Genomic DNA, 16371 nt, shown 5'->3' with positions numbered 1-16371 from the left:
CCGATTGAAAGTCAGGTAACGGTTGTTTTGATGGCAAAGCGCGCGTCTTGCCAGATGCCAGTGCGCAGGATGTCCTGCAGCACCTCGACCGCATTCCAGACATCGCGGTAGCCGACATAGAGCGGCGTGAAGCCGAAACGAATGGTGGATGGCGCGCGGAAATCGCCGATCACGCCGCGCTCGATCAAGGCACGCATCACCTGGTAGCCATGCGGATGGGCGAACGACACCTGGCTGCCGCGCTCGGCGCGTGAGCGCGGGCTCTCCAGCTCAAGACCGAAGCCGCCGCATCTGGCCTCGACAAGCCGGATGAACAGGTCCGTCAGCGCGACGCTTTTTCTCCGCACGGCCGTCATGTCGACGTCGTTCCAGATATCCAGCGCGCCTTTCAGCGCGCGCATCGACAGCACCGGCTGCGTTCCGCACAGGAACCGCCGGATGCCCGTGCCCGCGGCGTAGCCCTGCTCGAACGCGAAAGGCCGGGCATGGCCCCACCAGCCGCTGAGTGGCTGGCGAATGTCGCGGTGGTGGCGGTTCGCGGCGTAGATGAAGGCTGGCGAGCCCGGCCCGCCATTGAGATACTTGTAGGTGCAGCCGACGGCGAAATCGGCATTCGAGCCGTCGAGATCAACCGGCAGCGCACCCGCCGTGTGGCAGAGGTCCCACACGATCAGCGCGCCGGCTTCATGAGCCTTGCGGGTGAGCGCCGCCATGTCGCGCAGCCGGCCGGATTTGTAGTTGACGTGGTTGACCAGGATGACCGCGACGCGATCGTCAACCAGTTCCTCAATCGTCGGGGCATCTGCGCCTTCGAGCCGCAGCACCGTGCCGGGCCGCGTCGATGCGACGCCTTCCGCCATGTAGAGGTCGGTCGGAAAGCTGTCGTCCTCGGCAACGATCACCGAACGCTCGGGCCGCATTGCAAGTGCCGCATGCAGGACCTTGTAGATGTTGATCGAAGTCGTGTCGCAAACGACCGTCTGGCCGGGTTTCGCGCCGATCAGCCGTCCTAGCTGGTCACCCAGCTCGATGGGCATATCGAACCAGCCGGCGGTGTTCCAGGCGCGGATGAGATCCCGCGCCCATTCCTGCCTCGCGGCAGTCTCGATCTCGCTGAAGGCGTCGATCGAAGCGGCGCCCAGCGAATTGCCGTCGAGGTATATGACGTCTTCCGGCAAGACGAAGCGATCGCGCATGGCGCGCAGCGGATCCGCGGCATCCATCGCCTCGACTTCGGCGAGATCAGGAATTCCCCTCATTGTGCTGCCGCTCCATTTCGATCTGGCCAAGGGGGTTGTCTCACCACCGTCGGCGACAGGGCAAGAACCTTTGGTCCTATGTTAGCTGGTCCATAGACGGCGAAGACTGCGGATCGGAACTTCGCCAACGTTGGCATTTTGGGTTCGTTTCGTTCACGGTGCCACGCGCTTACGGTACGAGCCGACGTGATCCCAACCACTGCTTCGTGATCGTGTCGGGTTGTATTTCAGCTTAAGGGGAACTCCAAAATCGAGCGGAATCAATGCCGCTGCCCCAGGAGGGGCAGCCGGCCGTCACCGGATGCGACATTGTTTCGGCAGCCTTAACAAATTCACTAAACTTTAAACGGTTGCGGAACACAACTGGAACAGATAGTGTTTGTTCTGGGTTTGTTTTTCTGATTCTGGTTTCAGAACCCGTGGGGGCCGCCGATGCTGACGCGCAAACAACATGAACTCCTGATGTTCATCCATGAACGCCTGAAGGAGAGCGGGATTCCTCCATCATTCGATGAGATGAAGGAGGCGCTCGACCTTGCCTCCAAGTCCGGCATCCATCGGCTGATCACTGCGCTGGAAGAACGCGGCTTCATTCGCCGGCTCCCGAACCGGGCGCGCGCGCTGGAAGTGCTGCGCCTGCCCGACTCGATCGCGCCTGGCCTGAATGCCGCGAAGAAGTTTTCGCCAAGCGTCATCCAGGGCGGCCAAGGCAATCTCAGTCGCCAGGTCAAGCCGACGACGCCATCGCGCACTCCGAGACCAAGCAATGACGACGAGGCCGCGGCGGCCGTATCCATTCCGGTGATGGGCCGCATCGCCGCCGGCGTGCCGATTGACGCCATCCAGCACCAGACGCATTCGATCTCGGTGCCGCCGGACATGATCATGGGCGGCGAGCATTACGCGTTGGAGGTCAAGGGCGACTCGATGATCGAGGCCGGCATCTTCGATGGCGACACCGTCATCATCCGCAATGCCAACACGGCAAGCCCGGGCGAGATCGTGGTGGCGCTGGTCGACGATGAGGAGGCGACGCTTAAGCGTTTCCGCCGCAAGGGTGCCTCGATCGCGCTCGAGGCCGCCAACCCGGCCTATGAGACCCGGATCTTCGGACCGGATCGGGTCAAGGTTCAGGGCAAGCTCGTCGGACTTATCCGCCGCTACTGAGCAGAACTGCCCGGCCTTCTTCGCCCGGACGACAATCTATTGGGCCGGTGCGGCGGCTGGTTTTTCCGGCTGCTTATAGGGCGCCAGTCCCCTCGCCTCGCGCGTGTATTTCCGCTGCTCGTGCCAGGGTCGGTATGGTTCTACGACCGCGTAGCGGACGGTTGGCCGCGCGGTTGCCGATTGCGGATCGAAGAAAACGGCGGCGCTGCCGTCGCGCGCCAGCTGCCGCTTGGTGACGACGAGCACACGCGGATCGCGGCACGGGTTATAGGCCGTGGCGTCGTTGATGACGATGAGGTCGGCGAAGCCGCAGGCCGGCCGGGCGGTGTCGCGGGTCTCGGCGAGCGCGACGATCGCGCCGGAAGGATGCCGACCGATGCAGAGATCGCCGCTGCAATAGAAGGGCGAGCCGGGCGGCAGGTCGACGGGATCGGCAATGTCCAGCGTATCTTTGGCGAACCTTTCCGGCGGCACGATTTCCTCGGCTTTCAGCGCCCGTTTCCAATTGTCGGTGGTGAACTCGTTGGAGCGTTCGCGATTGACGGCAAGCTCGCCGCCGCCGATCGGCATCGCCACCAGATGCGCATCCTCCGAGATAAGCACGTCCGGTGTGCGGACGTGCGGAATGGCCAGCAGCGCAGCGAGCGCGAAAGGTACGGCGGCAAGCCTCAGCCAAGTGGTAGCCATGGTCGCGATGACCAGCGCGACCGTCGCCAGCAGCACCGACTGAATCGAGATCAGCCCCACGGCGTCGACCGGTGAGCGCTCGGAAATCCATGCCGAAATGGCGATCATCGCCGTCAGGCCTTTGCCCATGACAAAGAGGAAGGGACCGTCGAAGCCGAAGGGCATGGCCAGCGCGCTCAGCACGGCGAACGGCATGACGACCAATGAGACGATCGGCATGACCGCCAGATTGGCCAGCAGGCTGAGCGGCGACACCCGCTGGAAGTGCCAGATGGCAAACAACAATGTTGCGCTGCCCGCGATGAGCGACGTCACGGCGGCGCCACCCGCTCCAATCGCCAGTTTTCGCGATAAGAACCCGAGAAACGAACGCTTTGCCGGCGGCGCGGTCGTTTTGCCGGCGCGATAGTCGGCAAAGCCGGCATAGGCGCCGACCAGGGCGGCGGTGGCGGCGAAGGACATCTGGAAGCTCGGGCCGACCACTTCATGCGGCGAGACCAGGATGACGGCGATGGCAGAGATCGCCAGGTTGCGCATGGTCAGCGCTGCGCGGTCGAAAAGCACGGCGACCAGCATCACGCCAAGCATGATGAAGCTTCGCTCGGCCGCCACCACGATGCCGGAGATCACGAGATAGGCGGCGATCGACGCCAGCGCGATGCCAGCGGCATATTTCTTCACCGGCCGGCGCGACGAGAAATCCGGAAACAGCGCGAAGGCGCCGCGTAGCAGGACCATGATCGTGCCGGCGACCAGCGCCATATGCAGTCCCGAGATCGAAATGATGTGGTAGATGCCGGTCCGCCGCATCGACTCGTTGATTTCGTCCGGAATGCCGGCACGAACGCCGACGATCAGCGCCGCCGCGATCTCGCCCTCGGAACCGCCGATGCTGCTCCTGATGTGGTCGGCAATTCCCTCGCGTCCGTTTTCTACGGCCGATGCCACGCGTGCGCCAAACGGCACCTCCGTTGGCGCACTCGGGGTCGGCGCGACAAGTTTCGGATCGCCCAGGAAAAAGCCACTGGCGCCGATGCCGGCAAAATAGCTGTCGAAGGAAAAGTCGTAGCTGTCAGGCCGAACCGGACCTGTCGGCGGCAGCAGCTTGGCATAGCCGGTCAGCATCGACCCGGCCGACATGCCGGACGGGATCCTGCGCGCCGACAGCCTGATGCGGTCCGGCGCGTAGCGCAGCTTCGGACGCTCCGTGGATATCAGATCTATGGTGAGCCGGACACGGCCGTTGGCCATCGCCTCGGCGGTGACGAGGCGGCCCGTCAGCCGTGTCTGGATTTCGGAACCCAGCATCGGGGTCGCCATCCGCCAGGTCTCCACCTTGGCCGCGAGAAAGCCCAAGACGCAGAAAAACGCCGCCATGAAGACAAGGTGCGTTCTGTGCCGGGAACGCGAGACCGCCGCGCAGACCGCCATCAGGGCGACCGCCGCGAGCGGCCTGTAGAGGTCCGGCTCGGCGCTCAGCGAGAAGTAACAGATCACGCCGGCTGCCAGGAACACCGGCACCAGCAGAAAGCCGACGCCACGGTCGAGCTCGGTCGCGGCCGCCGTGCCAACGCTTCGGCGCAGAGCAGGAAGCGAAACGCGGCCAAGCCGTCTGCGGATCCGGCCGTCGTTGGCTGTCGGCGAGGCTGGCGGTAACGTGCCGCCGCCGGTCGGCAGAAGCCCGGCTGGCGGACGCGGCGCCGGAAGCGAAAGCGGCGTTCCCTCTTCGGGCACGGCATGAGCAAACATCAGGCGTTCGCTGACGCCTGCTGTCGTTCCCCCGCTCTCCTCCGCGCCCCGGCCACGTCCAGCCATCGGGTCTGCCCCTTGCGCCCCAGACCGCCTATGCTACATGAACGCCGGTCGCGTGGAAGTCTGCGCGAAACATGCATTTTTCAGCGCTTCCTCGAGAGTTCCATGTCCGACAAGGTCGTCACCCGTTTTGCCCCCTCGCCTACAGGTTACCTGCATATCGGCGGGGCGCGCACGGCGCTGTTCAACTGGCTCTATGCCAAGCACACTGGCGGCACGATGCTACTGCGCATCGAGGATACCGATCGCGAGCGCTCCACCGAAGCCGCCACGGCTGCCATTCTCGACGGGCTGACCTGGCTTGGCCTCTCCTGGGATGGCGACGCCGTCTCGCAGTTCGAGCGCGCGCCGCGTCACCGCGAGGTGGCGGAGCAGCTCGTGCGCATGGGCAAGGCCTATTACAGCTACGAGACGCCGGCGGAACTGGAGGCGATGCGCGAGGCCGCACGTGCCAAAGGCCTGCCGCCGCGTTACAACGGCCATTGGCGCGACCGCGGCCCCTCCGAGGCGCCGGCAGGCGTCAAGGGCGCGATCCGCATCAAGGCGCCGACCGAGGGCGTGACGATCGTCAACGACCGTGTGCAGGGCGAGGTGCGCTTCCCCAACAAGGATCTCGACGACTTCATCATCCTGCGCTCCGATGGCGTCCCGACCTACATGCATGCCGTCGTCGTCGACGATCACGACATGGGCGTCACCCACATCATCCGCGGCGACGATCACCTGACCAATGCCGCGCGCCAGACGGTGATCTACAACGCCATGGGCTGGGATGTGCCGTCGATGTCGCACATCCCGCTGATCCACGGCGCCGACGGCGCCAAGCTGTCGAAGCGGCACGGCGCGCTCGGCGTCGAGGCATATCGCGCCATGGGCTACCTGCCCGAGGCTCTGCTCAACTATCTGGCCAGGCTCGGCTGGAGCCATGGCGACGACGAGGTGATGTCGATTAAGGACATGATCGCCTGGTTCGACATCGGCGACGTCAACAAGGGCGCGGCCCGCTTCGACTTCGCCAAGCTCGAGGCGCTGAACGGCGTCCATATGCGCAAGATGGACGACCGGGCGCTGTTCGACATCTTCGTCGCCACCTTGCCTTATCTCGAAGGCGGCCCGGCGCTCGCGGCAAAGCTCGATGACAGGCGCAAGGCGCAACTGCTTGCCGCCATGCCCGGCCTCAAGGAGCGGGCGAAAACTCTTTTGGAACTGGTCGACGGCGCGGCGTTCCTGTTCGTCGAGCGGCCGTTGCCGTTGGACGAGAAGGCGGCGGGCTTGCTCAACGCGGATGCGCGCGCGATTCTGCGCGGCGCGCATAGCGCATTGTCTTCTGTTCAGGGCGACTGGAACGCCGCCTCGGCCGAGGCTTCGATCCGCGACTTCGCGCAGGCCGGCGGGTACAAGCTGGGCGCCGTAGCGCAGCCCCTGAGAGCCGCATTGACCGGCCGCAGCACCTCGCCAGGCGTGTTCGACGTGCTTGCCGTGCTGGGCCGCGAGGAAAGCCTTGCGCGCATTGGAGATCAAATCGATTAGGAGCGAGCTGGCCCAAGAAGATTGGCATTGAAAGGTGTGTTTCGCAGTGCAACATTGGGCTTGGCCCAATCTGGCACGCACCTCCTAAAATGCGGTGGCGAGTTCGCGCATTCCGGTGACTTCGACGTGTCGTTTGCAGGAATTGCCTTGCCGGCATGAGGAACAAAAGGAGTTGAGAATGAGCGAAGCTGCGACAAAACCGGAACCGGGCAGCAAAACGCGCGAGTCGGCCGCCAGGCTCGAGCTCGCCGGCAAGACGCACGAATTGAAGGTGCGAAGCGGGACGGTCGGGCCCGACGTCATCGACATCGGCTCGCTCTACAGCACCACCGGCGCCTTCACCTACGATCCCGGCTTCACCTCAACCGCAAGCTGCGAATCGGGGATCACCTTCATCGACGGCGATGCCGGCATCCTGCTGCATCGCGGCTTCCCGATCGATCAGCTCGCCGAGCACGGCGACTTCCTCGAGGTCTGCTATCTGCTGCTCTACGGCGAGTTGCCGACCAAGGCGCAGAAGGACGACTTCGATTATCGCGTGACGCGCCACACGATGGTGCATGAGCAGATGTCGCGCTTCTTCACCGGCTTCCGCCGCGACGCGCATCCGATGGCGGTGATGTGCGGCGTGGTCGGCGCGCTGTCGGCCTTCTATCACGACTCGACCGACATCTCGGACCCCTATCAGCGCATGGTCGCCTCGATGCGCCTGATCGCCAAGATGCCGACGATCGCGGCGATGGCCTATAAGTACCATATTGGCCAACCCTTCATTTACCCGAAGAACGATCTCGGCTTCGCGGCCAACTTCCTGCACATGTGCTTTGCCGTGCCGTGCGAGGAATACAAGATCAATCCGGTGCTGGCGCGCGCCATGGACCGCATCTTCATCCTGCACGCCGACCACGAGCAGAACGCTTCGACCTCGACCGTGCGCCTGGCCGGCTCGTCGGGCGCCAACCCGTTCGCCTGCATCGCCGCCGGCATCGCCTGCCTGTGGGGTCCGGCGCATGGCGGCGCCAACGAAGCGGCCCTCAACATGCTGGGCGAGATCGGCCATGTCGATCACATCCCCGAGTTCATCGCCCGCGCCAAGGACAAGAACGACCCGTTCCGGCTGATGGGCTTCGGGCACCGCGTCTACAAGAACTATGATCCGCGCGCCAAGATCATGCAGAAGACCGCGCATGAGGTGCTGGGCGAGCTCGGCATCAAGGACGATCCTCTGCTCGACATCGCGATGGAGCTGGAAAAGATCGCGCTGACCGACGAGTATTTCATCGAAAAGAAGCTCTACCCGAATGTCGACTTCTATTCCGGCATCACGCTGAAGGCGCTGGGCTTCCCCACCACCATGTTCACCGTGCTGTTCGCGGTCGCCCGCACCGTCGGCTGGATCGCGCAGTGGAAGGAAATGATCGAGGATCCGCACCAGAAGATCGGCCGCCCGCGCCAGCTCTACACCGGCGCTACGGAACGCGATTACGTGCCGATTGCCAAAAGGTAATTGAGCGAATAGCGAAATAGCGAGTAGCGAATGGGGGAAAGCGGCAAAGCCGACACAACCCTATTCGCTATTCGCTACTCCCTATTCGCTCTCTTTATGCACCCCATCACCACCTCGGCGGCGATCTCGCCCGAGGGTCGCTCGGTCGCCATGCGCCGGGCAATCTCGGCAAAGCCCGCCTTTTGCCAGGCGCGCATGCCGGTGTCGGCAAACAGGGCTTCCAGCTGCCGCGCCAGGTTCTCCGGCCGGACATACTGATCGTAGAATTCCGGCACCAGCGCGCGGTCGGATATCAAATTGGGCAGCAGCGCCGACCACGTCGTCACCAAATGCTGCAGAAGCTGGCGCGCGATCGGGTCGAGCTTGTAGCAGGAAACCATCGGAACGCCCGCGAGCGCCAGTTCCAGCGAAACCGTCCCAGAGGCGATCAACGCTGCATCGGCCTTGCCGAAGGCCTGCCATTTGCGCTCCGGCTCGGTGATGATTTCCGGCTTGTCGTCCCAACTCGCGATCGAGGCCTTCACCAGCTCGGCGACATGCGGCACCGTCGGCAACAGCAAGCGCAGGCGGTGGCCGCGCTGGCGCAGCGCCGACATCGCCTTGCCGAAGGGCTCGATCAGCCGCCGCACCTCGCCACGGCGCGAGCCGGGCAGCACCAGCACCGTCTTGATGCGGTCGTCGGCGAGATCGCGCGGCTGGCTCTGCGCCTTGGCGGCGCCAAGCACGCCCGGATCCTGCGTCAACCGGTGGCCGACATAAGTGCCCGGCGGTCCGCCAAGACGAGCGAGCGCCTTCACCTCGAACGGCAGGATACAGAGGATGTGATCGACATAGGGCTTCATCGCCACCGCCCTGCCCGGCCGCCAGGCCCATACGCTCGGGCAGACATAATGGACGATCGGAATGGCCGGTGCCGTTGCGCGGACCTTCTTTGCGACACGCAGCGAAAAGTCCGGACTGTCGATGGTGATCAGGCAATCGGGCCGCTCGGCCGCGATCATCGCCGCCGTCTGGCTGATGCGGCGCATCAGCCGCGGCAGGTCGCGCAGCACCGCGCTGAAGCCCATCAGCGCGATCTCGCCGCCATCGAAGAGCGGGGTCAGCCCCAGTTGCTGCAGGTGGCGGCCGCCAATGCCGACGAGCTGCACCTTGCGGCCGGTCGTGCGTTCGAGCGCCCGCACGATGTCGGCGCCAAGCAGATCGCCGGATTCCTCGCCGGCGACGATCGCGAGCTTGAGCGGCTTGTCAGCGACCATTAGCCGGCTCCCTGTTGGCCGCCTCCATGGCGGGTAGGCCGACGATGAACAGGCCGAGAGCATTGGCGCGCGCCAGCGTTTCCGGACCTTCGAGAATCAGGGCGTGGCCGGCTTCCAGCGCAATGCCGGCCAGCCCGGCGGCGTGTGCGGCTTCGATCGTCTGCGGGCCGATGGAGGGCAAGTCGGCGCGCAGCTCCTGCCCAGGCTTGGCGCATTTGACCAGTACGCCGCGCGCCTTGCCGGCCAGCCTGCCGTGGCTGCGCAATTCCCGCGTTCTGTCGAGCAGGCCGGCAGTGCCCTCGATGCCTTCCAGCGCGATGGCTCGACCTCCTATCGCAATCGCCGCCTGGCCGATATCGAGCGCGCCAATGGCTTTGGCGGCGGCGCGCCCGGCTTTGATGTCGCGCCAGTCGGATTGGTTTGGACGAGCCGCCGTCAACGTGCCTTCGCCGGCCGTCAGTTCAGGAACGACCTCATGCGCGCCGACCACCGCAATGCCCCGATCTTCAAGGCTTCGGGTCAACACCTTCAGCAAGCCGTCGTCGCCGCGTCTCAGCGCTCTGATCACGGAAGGTATTATGGCCAGCAAACCAAATGTCGGTCGAATCTTGCTCAAACGCGGCCTGCGCTTGATTTCGCCGGCAAGAACGAGATGCGTGATCTCATTGCGCTTCAACAAAGGAAGCAGCAGGCCGATATCTTCCAGTGCCAGTGTCTGCCGCTCGTAGGCGGAAAAGTCCGCCTCGCGGTCGACCTCACCCTCGGCGATGATCACGAAGGGCACAAAACCTTGCTTGACCAGGCCGTCGGCAACTTCGACGGGCAGGCTGCCCCCACCGGCGATGATGCCGACCCTGGAGCCTGGCGCGAGTACGAGCCCTGCCTTGGCAGGCTCAGCCCTCGTCATCGCCGCTGTCATCGTCGCCGTCGCCCTTGAGCGATGGGACGGCAAAGTGCCGTTTGCCGCGACTTGTGATGAAATCGATGATCTTCATGGCCGTTGGCGACCCGGCGAACTCGGCCTTCGCGAGCTCCACATTCTCACCGACGGTGCGGGAACGATCGAAGATCGTCCTATAAGCCTTGCGCAGCAGGTAGATTTCGGAACGCGGCAGGCCGGAGCGCTTGAGCCCGATGATGTTCAGGCCACGCAGCTTGGCGCGGTTGCCGGCGGCGATGGCATAAGGAATGACGTCGCCAACGACCGCCGCGCAGCCGCCGATGAAAACATTGTCGCCGAGGCGCACGAATTGATGAACGGCGGTCAGGCCGCCGATATAGACGTTGTCGCCGATCTCGCAATGTCCGCCCAGCGTCGCGCCATTGGCGAAGGTGGCATACTTGCCGACGACGCAATCATGGGCGATGTGGGCGTAGGCGAGGAAGTTGCCGTTGTCGCCCACAGTCGTCTCGCCACGGCTGGTGTCGGTGCCGACATGCATTGTGACGCCTTCACGAATCGTGCAGTTCGCTCCGATGACCAGAGTGGTGCGACCGCCCTTGTGCTTGGTGTTTTGCGGCGGCGCGCCTAGCGTCGCCATTGGATAGACCTTTGTCCCGGCCCCGATGGACGTGGCGCCCATCACCGACACATGGCTGACCAGTTCGACGCGGTCGCCGAGGATCGAATCGGCGCTGACATGGCAGAAGGGTCCGATGCGGACGCCTTCGCCGAGCTTGGCTCCTTCTTCGACGATCGAGGAAGGATGAATGAATGTCGCGACTTTCATGAGCATTTCGAACCGTCAGCCGGTAACCATCATGGCCGAAACCTCGGCTTCGGCGGCTTTCGCGCCGTCAACCATCGCCTCGCAGGCGAATTTAAGCAGGTTGCCGCGTTTCTTGATTTTTTTGACATGGATCCTGAGCTGATCGCCCGGAACGACCGGCTTGCGGAATTTCGCGTTGTCGATGGTCATGAAATAAACCAGCGACGGCTTCTCGGTGTTGAGGCTGCGAATGCAGATCGCGCCCGCGGTCTGGGCCATGGCCTCGATGATGAGCACGCCGGGCATGACCGGCTGCTGGGGAAAGTGGCCCTGGAAATGCGGCTCGTTGATGGTCACGTTCTTGATGCCGACGGCGGACTCGTCGCCGTCTATGTCGACGATGCGATCGATCAGCAGGAACGGATAGCGGTGCGGCAGGAGCTTCATAAGCCCTATGATGTCGACCGCGTCGAGTGAAGTTGCCACCGTATCAGCCATTTCCGTCGCCTTGCTTGCGCGTCCTGGCCATCCTGCGCAGCATCGCTATCTCGCGCATGGCTTCCGCCATGGGTTGCGCCGGGTAACCTCCCCAGACCTCGCCTGCCGGCACGTTGTTCATGAATCCACTTCTCGCAGCAAGCTTGGCTCCTGGCCCGATGGTCAGATGATCGGCGAGGCCGACACCGCCGCCCATGGTGACATTGTCGCCGACGACGACGGAACCGGAAATACCCGAAAGCCCGGCTATAATGCAATTGCGGCCGATGCGAACATTGTGGGCGATCTGCACCAGATTGTCGATCTTGGTGCCCTGGCCGATGACGGTGTCGGACATGGCGCCGCGGTCGATGGTCGAATTGGAGCCCACCTCGACATCGTCCTGGATGATGACGCGGCCGATCTGCGGCACGCGTTCAGGCCCTTTGGCGCCGCCAACGAAGCCGAAACCGTCCTGGCCGATCCTGGCGCCGCCATGGATGATGACGCGGTTGCCGATAAGCGCATATTGAATGCTGACGCCAGGGCCGATGAAGCCGTCGCGGCCGATCTGGCAGGAACGGCCGACAACGGCGTGGGGCGCAACGACCGTGCCGCTGCCGATGGATACGCCGGGACCGATCACGGCGCCCGCCTCTACGATCGCCCTGTCCTCGATATGCGCGGATGGATCGATAAACGCATGGGGCGATATGCCGGTTTCTCCGGTCAATGGTCCCGGAGTCGCAGCCTGCGGAAACAACAGGCGCCCGACCATCGCGAAAGCTTGCTGCGGGCGTGGATGCATGAGCACCGCAATGCCCGGCGGCGCCTTGCTGGCGAAATCGGCGGGGCATAGCACCGCGGCCGCCCTGAGCGACGGCATCAAGGCGAAATTGCGCTTGCCGTCGACAAAGACGAGCGCGCCGTTGCCACCCTCGTTGGCGGGAGCCAGCGCCTCGATGGCAATTTCGGCCTGATCGGAATCGAACAGGCTGGCGCCGGTCAGATTCGCGACCTCGCCAGCCGTGTACCGGCGTGAAGGCGCGAAGAACACCGGATCGGTCATTCCAGAAGTAATATCCAGCTGGGTTGGATCGGTCCACTCCGGGCCGTCATCCGGCCCGGAACCATCGCAACCACAAAGTTAGAAGCGGGTCGCGATACCGAAGTTGAATTCCTGCACGTCGTCGGTCGACTCTTTCTTGACCGGGATCGCATAGTCGATGCGGATCGGGCCGAACGGCGACGCCCACATCAGGCCGACACCGACCGAGGCGCGTAGCTTCATGTCCGTCGATTCCTGCGCAACCGAAGTAATCTTGGTTCCGTAAAGCGTTGCCGCATCGGCAAACACGGCACCACGCAAGCCGAAGCTTTCTGGAATGACAGGCAGCGGGAACTGCGCTTCGGCCGACGCATTGAAATAGGTCGTGCCGCCGAGATGATCGCCCGTGAGCGGATCCACAGGGCCGATGCCGCCATACTCAAAGCCGCGGATCATGCGATCGTTGCTTTGGAACTGGTCGAAGATACGCAGACCGTTGTCGCCATAGCCCGCAATGTAGCCTGCGCCGCCAGAAACGAGGCCGACAAGGTCGAGCTGCTCCGACAACGTCTGATACACGCTTGCACGCCCGGTCACTTTGACCCACTTAGCATCGCCGCCGAGACCAGCAACTTCGGTTACACCAGTGACGTAGAGACCCTCATGCGGGTTCTTCATGTCATCGATGGTGTTGTAGACCAAGCCCAAACTGACCGATGACTTTAGCCAAGGGCTCTCGCCGACACCCTCAATAATGGCCGGAGAGATCGTGCATGGGCTGCCAGGAACATACACGCCGCCTGTCAGACAGTTATCAGCAATCGAATACTTCTCTTGCGAGATATTGTACGCCAGCTGCGTCGAAACGTTGTCGGTGATCGGCAGGCCGAAGCGGATCGTCGCGCCGGTTGTGTCTGTGTCGTAGTGATCGTATTCGCGGGTGGACTTGTAAATATCGAAGCCCGCCGCAATACGCCGGCCGAGGAAGTAAGGCTCGGTGAACGAAATGGCATAGTCGCGCGAATGCCTGCCGCCGCCGGCCGACAGCTTGATGTACTGGCCGCGCCCGAGGAAGTTACGCTCGGTGATCGAGCCTTCGATCGACGGGCCGGGCGTGTCGCCGCCAGTCGAATAACCAGCGCCGATCGAGAATTCGCCGGTCGACTTCTCGACCACGGTGACCACCAGCACGACCTGGTCCGGCGCCGAGCCGGGGACGGTCGAAATGTCGACAGACTGGAAATAATCAAGGGCTTCCAGCCGCTTCTTCGCGCGCTGGATGAGAACCTGGTTGAAGGCATCGCCTTCACTGACGTCGAATTCGCGACGGATGACATAGTCGCGCGTGCGGTCGTTGCCGCGGATTTCGATGCGCTCGACATAGGCCTTGGTGCCCTGGTCGATGGTGTAGACAACCGAAATGGTGTGGTTCTCGAAATTGCGGTCGCCGCGCGGCGTCACCTGGGCGAAGGCGTAGCCCGAACCCGCGACCTTCTCGGTCAACGCGACGATCGAATCCTCGACGTCCTTGGCATTGTAGACGTCGCCCTTGTGGGTTTCGACCGCCGATTCCAGCGACTTCGAATCGACTTCCGGGATAGTGCTTTCCACGCTGACGTCGCCGAACGTATAGCGATCGCCTTCCTGCACGGTGATGGTGACCGTGTATTTGTTGGTGGCGTCGTCAAGCTCGCCGACGGCCGAGACGACCTGGAAGTCGGCATAGCCGTGATTGTAGTAGAAGCGGCGCAGCAGCTCCTGGTCGGCGCGCAGCTTGTCCTCGTCATAGACGTCGTCGCGCAGCACGAAGGACAGCCAGGACGAGCGCTTGGTGTTGATGACGTCCGACAGGCGGCGGCTGGAATAAGCGTGGTTGCCGACGAAGTTGATCGCCGCGATCTGGGTGCGGCCGCCTTCGTTGATGTTGAAGACAACGTTCACGCGATTGTCGCCGAGATCCATGACCTGCGTGGTCACCGCGGCGTCGTCGCGGCCAATGCGCTTGTAAGCCGTCTTGATCGCCTCGACATCGGCGTCCAGCGCCTGCTGCGAGAAGGTTGCACGCGGCTTCAGCTGGATACCCATCTGAAGCGCGTTGTCCTTGATCTTCTTGTTGCCCTGGAACAGGACCTGGTTGACGACCTTGTATTCGGAAACCTTGACGACCAGGCTCGAACCGACCTGGTTGATCTGAACGTCCGAGAACAGACCTGTGCCGAATAGCGCCTTGACGGCGTCGTCGATATCGGAGCTGGAGAAAGGCTTGCCCGGCTTGATCGAAATGTAATTGCGGATGGTTTCCGCATCGACGCGCTGGTTGCCGCTGACCTCGACACGCGAGATGACCGCGGCCTCGGCCACCGACGTGGCGGCGAACTGCACTGCGAGCGCGCCTGGCACGACCAGAGCGGCGGACAAAGCCGCCGCGGAAGCGGCGCTCAGAAACTTGGATGCTGCCTTCATCGGGCTTTTGTACCTTTTTCTCGTAGTCCCCACGGCGAGAAAACCGGACGTGCGGTATTTTCCCTTACCGTATTAACCGGATTTTCCCTACACGCAAGGCTCCCGGTTAATTTGTATTTACTTAACCGTACCGCGTGGCTTTCGCGTCACGCATATCCCCACGCATGGTAAACGGCATCTCAATATGACCGAAGCTGAAGCCAAATTTCTTCATGATTTCAGCATCCAAACAGATCGTTCCAAAATACGAAGCCCATGAATCCGAGCACCAGGAACAACCCGGTCCGGTAGGCCATCTCCATCGTTCGCTCCGAGACGGGCCGCCTGATGACGGCCTCCACGCCGTAGAACAACAGGTGGCCGCCGTCGAGGGGGGGAATCGGCAGCAGATTGAGAAATCCTATTCCGACTGACAGAAATGCAACAAGCTGCACCAGCCACTCGAAGCCGAGCTTGGCTGCCTGGCCCGACATCTTCGCGATCTTGATCGGACCGCCCAACTGGCATTTGTCCTCGCGTCCAAGCGCAAAGCGCTGCAGGAACTGGCCGGTGCGCTCGATCACGTGCCCGGTTTCCTCGACCGCCGCCACCACGGCGCCGGCCGGCGTGTAGGAGATCAGGCGCGGCTGGCCGAGTTCGGCGTTGTTGACGACGCCGATGACCGCGACCTTGACCTTGTTGCCCAGTGCATCCTGCTGCTCCATGGGCTCCGGCGCGGCCGTAACGTCGATTTCCTTGCCGTCGCGCAGCATGGTGAAGGTGATGGCGTCGCCAGCCCGGCCTGAAACCAGCCGCTGCACGTCGGCGAAGGTCTCTACCTTGCTGCCATCGACTTTGACGAATCGGTCGCCTGGCTGGATTCCGGCTTTTTCCGCCGGGCTGCCGGCGGTCACCTCGGCCACCATCGGCTCCAGGACCGGACGGCCATAGAGGGAAAACAGCACCGCAAACACGGCGATCGTCAGCAGGAAATTGAATAGCGGCCCGGCAACGACGGTAGCAGCGCGCTTCCAGATCGGTTGGGTGTGGAAGGCGACCTCGCGCTCAGCCTCTGTCAGCGATTCGATCTCCTCCGTGCTCGGCTGGCTCGAAGTCGCATTCATGTCGCCGACGAATTTGACGTAGCCGCCAAGCGGAATGGCGCAAAGCTTCCAGCGCGTGCCGCGGCGGTCGTAAAAACCGAAGAGCTCGGGGCCGAAGCCGATGGAAAAAGCCTTCACGCCGATGCCGCACCAGCGGCCGATCAGATAGTGGCCCATCTCGTGGACGAACACGACGACGGTCAGCACGAACAAAAACGGCACGAGCGTGCCAAGGACGAAGCCTTGTGTACTGAAAACCGCGTGAAAGATGTCGTTCAAGTCATGCCCTCAAATTCGCCCGCGAGCGACATTCCACCGCGACTGTGGCATCAATCCGGGCGAATCGGTGGCGCGCGCCATTTTTCGCCTTACTG

At 63.2% G+C, this 16371-nt stretch carries 12 protein-coding genes; 3 read left to right on the top strand and 9 right to left on the bottom strand.

All coding sequences use genetic code 11. The annotated features are described in order from the left end of the window. Positions 1–11: 11 nt before the first annotated feature. Complete coding sequence (gene kynU, locus LB520_RS04040) at positions 12–1259, bottom strand: kynureninase (RefSeq protein WP_224636510.1); 1248 nt, start codon at positions 1257–1259, stop codon at positions 12–14. Between the two features lie 432 nt (positions 1260–1691). Between kynU and lexA the strand changes: the two genes are divergently transcribed. Then, the gene (gene lexA / locus LB520_RS04035; protein ID WP_224636509.1) at positions 1692–2426 is read left to right on the top strand and encodes a transcriptional repressor LexA; all 735 of its coding nucleotides are present in this window, start codon (positions 1692–1694) and stop codon (positions 2424–2426) included. A gap of 36 nt (positions 2427–2462) precedes the next feature. On the opposite strand, the gene LB520_RS04030 is transcribed toward lexA, so the two are convergent. Further along, positions 2463–4928, bottom strand: a complete 2466-nt coding sequence (locus LB520_RS04030; RefSeq protein ID WP_224636507.1) for a ComEC/Rec2 family competence protein — start codon at positions 4926–4928, stop codon at positions 2463–2465. A gap of 102 nt (positions 4929–5030) precedes the next feature. Between LB520_RS04030 and gltX the strand changes: the two genes are divergently transcribed. Further along, positions 5031–6455 carry a glutamate--tRNA ligase gene (gene gltX / locus LB520_RS04025; RefSeq protein WP_224636505.1) on the top strand — a complete coding sequence of 475 codons (1425 nt, stop codon included), beginning with the start codon at positions 5031–5033 and terminating at the stop codon, positions 6453–6455. 178 nt (positions 6456–6633) lie between these two features. After that, a complete protein-coding gene (gltA, locus tag LB520_RS04020) occupies positions 6634–7962 on the top strand; it encodes a citrate synthase (RefSeq protein ID WP_140546402.1) in 1329 nt (442 codons plus the stop codon). A 74-nt stretch (positions 7963–8036) separates the two neighbouring features. Here the strand turns inward: gltA and lpxB are convergent, their stop codons facing one another. The 7 genes from lpxB to rseP form a co-directional block, all read right to left on the bottom strand. Continuing rightward, positions 8037–9218, bottom strand: a complete 1182-nt coding sequence (gene lpxB / locus LB520_RS04015; protein WP_224636504.1) for a lipid-A-disaccharide synthase — start codon at positions 9216–9218, stop codon at positions 8037–8039. Continuing rightward, positions 9208–10125, bottom strand: coding sequence for an LpxI family protein (locus LB520_RS04010; protein ID WP_224636503.1), 918 nt, complete (start codon positions 10123–10125; stop codon positions 9208–9210). Before LB520_RS04010 ends, lpxB begins: the two co-directional genes overlap by 11 nt. Next, positions 10112–10948: an acyl-ACP--UDP-N-acetylglucosamine O-acyltransferase gene (gene lpxA, locus LB520_RS04005; protein WP_224636502.1), complete on the bottom strand. Its 837-nt coding sequence runs from the start codon at positions 10946–10948 to the stop codon at positions 10112–10114. The genes LB520_RS04010 and lpxA overlap by 14 nt, the downstream gene beginning before the upstream one ends. A gap of 15 nt (positions 10949–10963) precedes the next feature. Further along, entirely contained in the window at positions 10964–11425 is a 462-nt protein-coding gene (fabZ, locus tag LB520_RS04000; protein ID WP_224636501.1) for a 3-hydroxyacyl-ACP dehydratase FabZ, read from the bottom strand. Further along, positions 11418–12473, bottom strand: a complete 1056-nt coding sequence (gene lpxD / locus LB520_RS03995; protein WP_224605821.1) for a UDP-3-O-(3-hydroxymyristoyl)glucosamine N-acyltransferase — start codon at positions 12471–12473, stop codon at positions 11418–11420. The genes fabZ and lpxD overlap by 8 nt, the downstream gene beginning before the upstream one ends. Positions 12474–12551: 78 nt before the next feature. Then, entirely contained in the window at positions 12552–14915 is a 2364-nt protein-coding gene (bamA, locus tag LB520_RS03990; RefSeq protein WP_224528734.1) for an outer membrane protein assembly factor BamA, read from the bottom strand. Between the two features lie 218 nt (positions 14916–15133). After that, entirely contained in the window at positions 15134–16276 is a 1143-nt protein-coding gene (rseP, locus tag LB520_RS03985) for an RIP metalloprotease RseP (protein ID WP_095765361.1), read from the bottom strand. Positions 16277–16371: the final 95 nt, after the last annotated feature.

It is taken from the genome of Mesorhizobium sp. CA12 (assembly GCF_020165255.1).
Classification (GTDB): Bacteria; Pseudomonadota; Alphaproteobacteria; order Rhizobiales; family Rhizobiaceae; genus Mesorhizobium.
The sequence above is the reverse complement of the archived record's forward strand: the minus strand, read 5'-3'. Positions and strand labels throughout refer to the sequence as shown.

Bases quoted from the DNA above. Each gene is read 5' to 3' on its own strand.
- bamA (WP_224528734.1), bottom strand. From the start codon at position 14,915: ATGAAGGCAGCATCCAAGTTTCTGAGCGCCGCTTCCGCGGCGGCTTTG.
- LB520_RS04010 (WP_224636503.1), bottom strand. From the start codon at position 10,125: ATGACGAGGGCTGAGCCTGCCAAGGCAGGGCTCGTACTCGCGCCAGGC.
- fabZ (WP_224636501.1), bottom strand. From the start codon at position 11,425: ATGGCTGATACGGTGGCAACTTCACTCGACGCGGTCGACATCATAGGG.
- lexA (WP_224636509.1), top strand. From the start codon at position 1,692: ATGCTGACGCGCAAACAACATGAACTCCTGATGTTCATCCATGAACGC.
- lpxD (WP_224605821.1), bottom strand. From the start codon at position 12,473: ATGACCGATCCGGTGTTCTTCGCGCCTTCACGCCGGTACACGGCTGGC.
- gltX (WP_224636505.1), top strand. From the start codon at position 5,031: ATGTCCGACAAGGTCGTCACCCGTTTTGCCCCCTCGCCTACAGGTTAC.
- gltA (WP_140546402.1), top strand. From the start codon at position 6,634: ATGAGCGAAGCTGCGACAAAACCGGAACCGGGCAGCAAAACGCGCGAG.
- LB520_RS04030 (WP_224636507.1), bottom strand. From the start codon at position 4,928: ATGGCTGGACGTGGCCGGGGCGCGGAGGAGAGCGGGGGAACGACAGCA.
- lpxA (WP_224636502.1), bottom strand. From the start codon at position 10,948: ATGAAAGTCGCGACATTCATTCATCCTTCCTCGATCGTCGAAGAAGGA.
- kynU (WP_224636510.1), bottom strand. From the start codon at position 1,259: ATGAGGGGAATTCCTGATCTCGCCGAAGTCGAGGCGATGGATGCCGCG.
- lpxB (WP_224636504.1), bottom strand. From the start codon at position 9,218: ATGGTCGCTGACAAGCCGCTCAAGCTCGCGATCGTCGCCGGCGAGGAA.